The 6,073-nt window shown below is 65.6% G+C and carries 9 protein-coding genes; 4 read left to right on the top strand and 5 right to left on the bottom strand.

What is annotated here, in order from left to right; all coding sequences use genetic code 11:
* The 3 genes from JWQ81_RS33925 to JWQ81_RS33915 form a co-directional block, all read right to left on the bottom strand.
* Positions 1-217, bottom strand: a 217-nt coding sequence (locus JWQ81_RS33925; RefSeq protein WP_297547884.1) for a hypothetical protein, incomplete at its 3' end; no start/stop codon positions are given.
* 54 nt (positions 218-271) lie between these two features.
* Positions 272-895, bottom strand: coding sequence for a dihydrofolate reductase family protein (locus JWQ81_RS33920; RefSeq protein WP_297547883.1), 624 nt, complete (start codon positions 893-895; stop codon positions 272-274).
* A gap of 175 nt (positions 896-1,070) precedes the next feature.
* The gene (locus JWQ81_RS33915; RefSeq protein WP_297547882.1) at positions 1,071-1,877 is read right to left on the bottom strand and encodes a hypothetical protein; all 807 of its coding nucleotides are present in this window, start codon (positions 1,875-1,877) and stop codon (positions 1,071-1,073) included.
* A 409-nt stretch (positions 1,878-2,286) separates the two neighbouring features.
* On the opposite strand from JWQ81_RS33915, the gene JWQ81_RS33910 reads away from it, so the two are divergent.
* Both JWQ81_RS33910 and JWQ81_RS33905 read left to right on the top strand, forming a co-directional pair.
* The gene (locus JWQ81_RS33910) at positions 2,287-2,889 is read left to right on the top strand and encodes a TetR/AcrR family transcriptional regulator (protein ID WP_297547881.1); all 603 of its coding nucleotides are present in this window, start codon (positions 2,287-2,289) and stop codon (positions 2,887-2,889) included.
* A gap of 54 nt (positions 2,890-2,943) precedes the next feature.
* The gene (locus tag JWQ81_RS33905; protein WP_297547880.1) at positions 2,944-3,843 is read left to right on the top strand and encodes an NADP-dependent oxidoreductase; all 900 of its coding nucleotides are present in this window, start codon (positions 2,944-2,946) and stop codon (positions 3,841-3,843) included.
* An 82-nt stretch (positions 3,844-3,925) separates the two neighbouring features.
* On the opposite strand, the gene JWQ81_RS33900 is transcribed toward JWQ81_RS33905, so the two are convergent.
* Complete coding sequence (locus tag JWQ81_RS33900; protein ID WP_297547879.1) at positions 3,926-4,192, bottom strand: GlsB/YeaQ/YmgE family stress response membrane protein; 267 nt, start codon at positions 4,190-4,192, stop codon at positions 3,926-3,928.
* Positions 4,193-4,557: 365 nt separating this feature from the next.
* Here JWQ81_RS33900 and JWQ81_RS33895 point away from each other — a divergent pair, with 365 nt between their 5' ends.
* Together JWQ81_RS33895 and JWQ81_RS33890 are read left to right on the top strand one after the other, a co-directional pair.
* On the top strand, positions 4,558-5,205 hold the full coding sequence (locus JWQ81_RS33895) for a class I SAM-dependent methyltransferase (RefSeq protein ID WP_297547878.1): 648 nt from the start codon (positions 4,558-4,560) through the stop codon (positions 5,203-5,205).
* Positions 5,206-5,407: 202 nt separating this feature from the next.
* Entirely contained in the window at positions 5,408-5,551 is a 144-nt protein-coding gene (locus JWQ81_RS33890; RefSeq protein WP_297547877.1) for a hypothetical protein, read from the top strand.
* A 142-nt stretch (positions 5,552-5,693) separates the two neighbouring features.
* Here the strand turns inward: JWQ81_RS33890 and JWQ81_RS33885 are convergent.
* A partial coding sequence (locus JWQ81_RS33885) for a cellulase family glycosylhydrolase (RefSeq protein WP_297547876.1) occupies positions 5,694-6,073 on the bottom strand: 380 nt, incomplete at its 5' end.

The raw sequence follows: 6,073 nt of genomic DNA, 5'->3' as shown, positions 1-6,073 counted from the left end.
CGAGGTACTCCTTCGACTCCACGAAAGGCCCGTCGCTGAACACCGCCTGCTCGCCCCGGTTGTCGATGACCGTGGCCGCGTCGGTGTCCGCGAGTCCGCCCGCGAAAACCCAGTAGCCCTCGGCGATCAGTCGTTCGTTGAACGCGCTGATGGCAGGCCGCCGGTCGGTACTGCCGGGATTGCTCTTGTCGTCGATCACGGAAACCAGATACTGCATCTGAAGATCATCTCCTGTGCGGGTCAAGACAGCGTGGTACATCGGTCAGGGACTTCAAGCCGTTGCGAAGTACTGCGGGCGCCCGGCCGGCCGGTAGAGCTGGATCGTCACGCCGTTCGAGTCGACTCGCGACTCGACCAGGTCGAGCGCAAGATCCGGGCCGGTCTCCGGGAACAACCGCGCACCCTGCCCGAGAACCACGGGAATGACGATCATCGTCATCTCGTCGACCAGCTCGTTCGCCAGCAGCCACCGGGTCAGGGTGCCACTGCCGTGCACCTGCAGCTCACCCCCTGGCTTAGCCTTCAGCTCTCGGATGGCGGTCGCGAGGTCGCCGGGCAGGACGGTGGTGCCCGGCCACGCCGGATCGGTGAGCGTGGTCGACACCACGTACTTGGGCTGGGTGTTCAACGCCCGCATGACGGGCTCCCAGCCAGGGACATCCTGTTCCGTCAAAGTCCCCCATGAGCCGGCGAACAGCTCATAGGTCCGCCGGCCGAGCAGGAACGCGTCGGCGCGCAGGTAGGTCTGGCTGATGAACGCGACGGTCTCGTTGTCGCCCTGCCCGCGGGCCCATCCCCCGCGCTCGAATCCGTTCCTGCGGTCCTCATCCGACGCGCCGCCGTTTCCCTGCACCACTCCATCGATGGTGACCTGAGTCATGGTCGTCAGCTTCATGATCGCGATTCCTTAACCTCGGCGCCGCCCCCTTGCGGGCGGCCTCACCGCTGCTACGAACACCACCACCCCGATCCGACACCGCCGCCCGGATTTCTTCGAAGAACTTTCCGGCTCTGGGACCAGATCGATCGCGAAGATCCTGACTGGTCGTCCGCACATGCCGCTGGCCGAGTCACGCCCGGACGGCTGGCCGCAGTGCACCGGTAGCGGAGGCTGTGAGAGTCATCGGCCAGCGAACATCCTCGGCCTCGTCCTGCGTTCGGCGGATCGAAACGGTGTCCAGCTGCTCGGCGGTGAGCCGGCCGCCGGTCGCGATGCAGCACCGAACAATGGACCGAACCTCGTCGTTCGCGGAGCCCGGCTGAAGGTCCCGCTCCCACAGCTTCAGCGCGTGTACGGCCGCACGTCGAGAGACGTCTGGAACGGCCGCGTACCAGTGCCCACCCATTCTGCTCCGTGGCGGATCGCCATCTGGCGGCACATGCCGGCCGAGCCGCTTCTGCCTCGCGCGGGAGTTCACGTAGCCGCTGGCCTCCACGCGCCACACCGCGCGACTGGCCTCCAACGCGTCCAACGCGTCCAACAGAGCCTGCTCGTGCCGCTGATACGGCCCGGCCAGCTCAGCGAGAAAGCTCAACGTCGCTCGGTGACCGATCGGGTGGTACAGACTTACACACGAACACAATGCCGCGACCCGTTGGCCATGCGCCAGACGCCCATCACGCACCCTGCGCGCCCGCTCGCTGAACCCCATCAGCCGACACTTCCGATCATCTGGCCGAGTATTGCACGGCGTAGATCCTCCTGAGACGCCCTTTTTGCCGGGTTGAGTGCCCGCGACCGAGGTGGTGAGATCACCACTGAGTGAGCCGGATCTGACCTGGTGGTTGTGCTCGGCGTGATCAATCACCTCGCCGGTCACGTTGCTGGCTACCGCAGGCAAATCGGCGTCCGACGGCAGCGTCGTGATCTCGGCCAAGCCGACCGCGTGAGGTACGCCATCGATGCGGAGAAAGCATCCGACGTCGCCGTACCGCTGCGCGTGCTCGTTCGCTCGGTGGCTACCGCAGACGGGCATTACTGACTCGACTCGGCGAGGACGGGTACGCCCGCCGATGGCACGCCGGTTCCTTCCCCACCGACCATCTACTCAGCCTCGAACATTGGCTCAGTAACGATGATCCTGATGCACAACCAGCCGGCTGAGCTCGCTGATCTGCACCTGCAAGGCGTTTCCGATGGCCAGTACACCGCACGTTCAGGTGTCCGCTCATGCCGATGAGCGGACACCTGACGTTGGGCTGGCGCCGAAAGCCGCAGCTTGCAGGGTGGATCGAACCAAGGTACTTTCGATACGAAACGGTAGCGTATCGGAAGTAAGGTGCGGGGTGGGTACTTCGGAGTCCAGCGGCATGACTCAGCCCTCGGCGATGGGACGGCCGCGGGATTCCAACCGTGACCTGGCCATTCTTGACGCGACACTGTCACTGCTGGCCGAGGTGGGATACGAGCAGCTCTCGATGGAGGCAGTAGCTGGGCGTTCCGGGGCAGCGAAGACAACGATCTACCGGCGCTACCGCGACAAGGCGGCGCTGGTCGCCGCAGCGGTCGAGCGCCGCGCGCCCGCGAAGCCCCCACAGCCTGAAGGAGAGAGTCTCCGGGAGGACGTGCATTCCCTGGCGGCATGGCTCGCGTCGAGCATCTCCGAACAGGACGTGGGTCTGCTCGGGGCCCTGTTCGCCGGCATGCGCAAGGACGCGCAGCTCGCCCAGGCGATGCGGCGGATCCTGCGGCGGGACGAGACCGCGATGACGGACAGACTTGTTCGCCAAGCGGCCGAGCCACTGGCGCCCGGGGCGGCAGCACTCTTTGCCGAGGTCGCACCCGCGGTGATCATGCATCGCATCGTGGTCGTGGGCGAACCGTGCGACGCCGCTTTCGTTGCGCATCTCGTCGACGACATCCTCTTGCCGCTCCTGCGCCATACCTGAGCGTCCTCACCCGCGATCCGGCCGACTCGAATCACTTGCAAACCAGGAGACACGATGCAAGCAGTACGTTACGACCGTTTTTCAGGCATCGGCGGGATCTACCTCGCGGACGTCCCCGAGCCCATGGCCGGCCCGGGCGAAGCGGTCGTGCGGGTCGAAGCCGGTGCGCTCAACCCTGGGGCGCTACCGGCGCTGCACGGCAGTTCGTACACGCCGGGCCGCGATCTCGCCGGTGAAGTCGTGGCGGTCGGTGCCGACGTGCTCGGTTTCACCGTCGGTGACGCGGTGCTGGGCTGGCTCCAGAGCTGGGACGCCCACGCCCAGTTCGTCGCCATCCCCGCAGACCAGCTAGTGAGCAAGCCTCAAGCCCTCCCCTGGGACGTGGCGGGCTCGCTCTACACCACACCGATGGCGGGCCTCGGTGCCATCCGGGCGGTTGAACCCCGGCCGGGCGAGACCATCGTGATCTCAGGCGCGTCGGGCGGCGTCGGGTTCACCGCCGCCCAGCTCGCACTCCGTGCCGGAGCGAGGGTGATCGGTCTGACCAGCAACGCACATTTCGACCTGCTCCGGCACCATGGCATCGAGCCTGTCCAGTACGGCGACGGCGAACAGGATCGGATCCTCACCATGACCGACCGAGCCGATGCCTTCATCGACGCCGTCGGTGGCGGCTACATCGACCTCGCCATCAACCTCGGCGTTCCGATAGACCGCATCGACACCGTCGTCGACTATCGCGGAGCGAAAGAGAAGGGCGTCAAATCTCTCGGAACGACCGACGCCGGCGGCTCCTCGGCACTGGCCGAACTGGCCACCCTCGCCGCTACCGGCAACCTGCACATCCCCATCGCCGCAACGTACCCACTCACCGCCGTGCGCGACGCCTATCAGGCCTTGGCCGACCGCAAGACCCACGGGCGCATCGTCCTGCACCCCCAAGATCTTGTCTGAACCACCCTCGTCGAACGTCGGGACTGTCCCATGACTGGAGGGGCGGCCCAGGTGGGCAGCCGGTGCCGGGCGTGCGGCGACATCAGTCGCGACGACGTCCTCCGATGAGCAATCGGTAGCCGATCAGGATGATCAGCGCGCCCGCGATGGCCAAGCCCCACGTCCGCAGGTCGAAAAACCTGCCGAGCTGGACGTGGAAGAGCGTCTTACCGACCCAGCCGCCCACGAAGGCTCCGCCGATGCCGAGAAGGATCGTGATGATGCATCCGCCGGGGTCCTTGCCCGGCATGAGGACCTTCGCGATCACACCGGCGATAAGGCCCAACACGATCCAACTGATGATGCCCATGGGCTACCTCTCGTCCGCTATCGCGTCTGTCATTGATTTTGGCGTAGCCCGAGTACAACTACGCGCCTCTGACGGCAAAGGATGGCAGGCAGTTGCTGTCGTGGCGCGGCGAGCGGCCCGGACGTGACCTGGATCTCACCGTGCTCGCCGATCTCGCGCGGGCAGTGCCGTCGCGACCCGCGTCGTGCCTCATGGGCGGCAGGTCAACCGTCCCGCTCTCGCTTGTCCAGCGGTCGAACGCAATCTTGCAGCGCAGGCCGGCGCAGCGGACGCAGGTCTTCTCTGAGCCCGCCGTAGCCCAGGCAAAGGGGAAAGATCGTGATTCTTCCGGCTCGCCCTCGGGGCCAGGAACTACTGTCGCGAGCATGGTCGAAGACGATGCCCTCGGTGTCACCCGCGGGGCTTACGACGCTATTGCCTCCACCTATGCAGAACTGTTCCGCGATACGCTGCGTGACAGGCCCCTGGACCGCGCGATCTTGGGTGCCTTCGCCGAGGTCGTCAGTGCGAGTGGGGACGGTCAAGTCGCGGATCTGGGGTGCGGGCCTGGCCATATCACTGCTTATCTGGACGAACTGGGGCTGGCGGCGTTTGGAGTCGATGCCTCACCTGCGATGATCAAGTTGGCTCGACAGGCCTATCCGGGCCTGCGGTTCGACGTGGGCTCCATGGCCGCGTTGAACATCGCTGACGGCGCATTGAGCGGCGCACTCTCACGGTTTTCGATCATCCATACTCCGCCGCAAGAACTCCCCGCCATCTTGGCGGAGTTCCACCGCGTGCTGGCACCTGGCGCCCACCTTCTCGTCGGCTTTTCGGCAACCGGCGATACGTCCCACCTGACGCAGGTCTTCGATCACACAGTCGCCCCGGCCTATCGGTGGTCGCCAGATCACCTCGCCGCGATGCTGCGCAAGTCCGGGTTGGCCGAGGTAGCCCGGATGATTCGCGAGCCTGAGCCCACCGACCGACGGCAGTTCCAGGAGATTCACCTGCTCGCCCGTAGAGCCTAGGCAGGGGTAGCGAACGCGAGCCTGAAGTTGACGCCCGCAGTGACCAAGGCGATCATCTGAACCATGGTGGAGGAACACCTCGCTGGCGGACACAGTGCCGAGGAAGTCGTCCGCATCGGGGACACCGTGCACCGCACACGTGGGCCGAGGTCCACCTTCACCGCTGAGATCCTGGGTGATCAAGACTGTGCAGACGCAGATCGTGGAGAACGAAACTGCGAACCTCGGCGACTTCACGCTTGCCGCTTCGCGCCGCGAACACGCCACTAGCGCCATCACCTGGGCTAGGTCCGACCGCGCGCTGATCCTCAGGCACCAGGCGCTACTGCTCTCCGCACTGCGTTAGTTGCCAGGCCCGTAACAGATCACGAGTCAACGATGCCCGTGCCGTCAGGGAGACGTCTGGGGTCGCCGGTACGGTGACCTGGACTGGCCAATCCAGGTCACCGACCACGTCGTCGTGCCCGTCACCCGGTGGGAGCGCCGGTTCAGGGGTAGACGGCCGAAAGGCGGTTGACGATGTTGGGTCGTTGCCAGGCCGCGGTGTTGCGGTTGAGCAGTCCGAATTGGTCGTCGCCGATACCGATGGAACCGTTGTCCCACACCATGACCTTCTGCCCGAACTGCTTGGCGTAGGACGCGATGTGTGAGTCGTAGTTGGCCACTTGATCGGAGTTGTCGGCGCCGTTGTACGGCTTCACGGTGGCGCCCATCTCGGTCCAGGCCACGTGGATGCCCTTACTGCTGAACAACTGGTTCGCGTGGTTGACGTCGCCGTCGGGCAGGTAGTTCATGGAGCCGTCCCACGTCAGGTAGTTCGGGGCGGTCGCCGAGCAGAAGGCCCACGGGTTGTAGGTGTGTATCGACA

Source organism: Amycolatopsis sp., from assembly GCF_025464955.1.
Classification (GTDB): Bacteria; Actinomycetota; Actinomycetes; order Mycobacteriales; family Pseudonocardiaceae; genus Amycolatopsis.
This window is presented reverse-complemented; position numbering and strand designations above follow the sequence as displayed.

Excerpts from the sequence above, each read along its gene's own strand:
- JWQ81_RS33920 (WP_297547883.1), bottom strand. The coding sequence starts at position 895 with ATGAAGCTGACGACCATGACTCAGGTCACCATCGATGGAGTGGTGCAG.
- JWQ81_RS33905 (WP_297547880.1), top strand. The coding sequence starts at position 2,944 with ATGCAAGCAGTACGTTACGACCGTTTTTCAGGCATCGGCGGGATCTAC.
- JWQ81_RS33900 (WP_297547879.1), bottom strand. The coding sequence starts at position 4,192 with ATGGGCATCATCAGTTGGATCGTGTTGGGCCTTATCGCCGGTGTGATC.
- JWQ81_RS33895 (WP_297547878.1), top strand. The coding sequence starts at position 4,558 with ATGGTCGAAGACGATGCCCTCGGTGTCACCCGCGGGGCTTACGACGCT.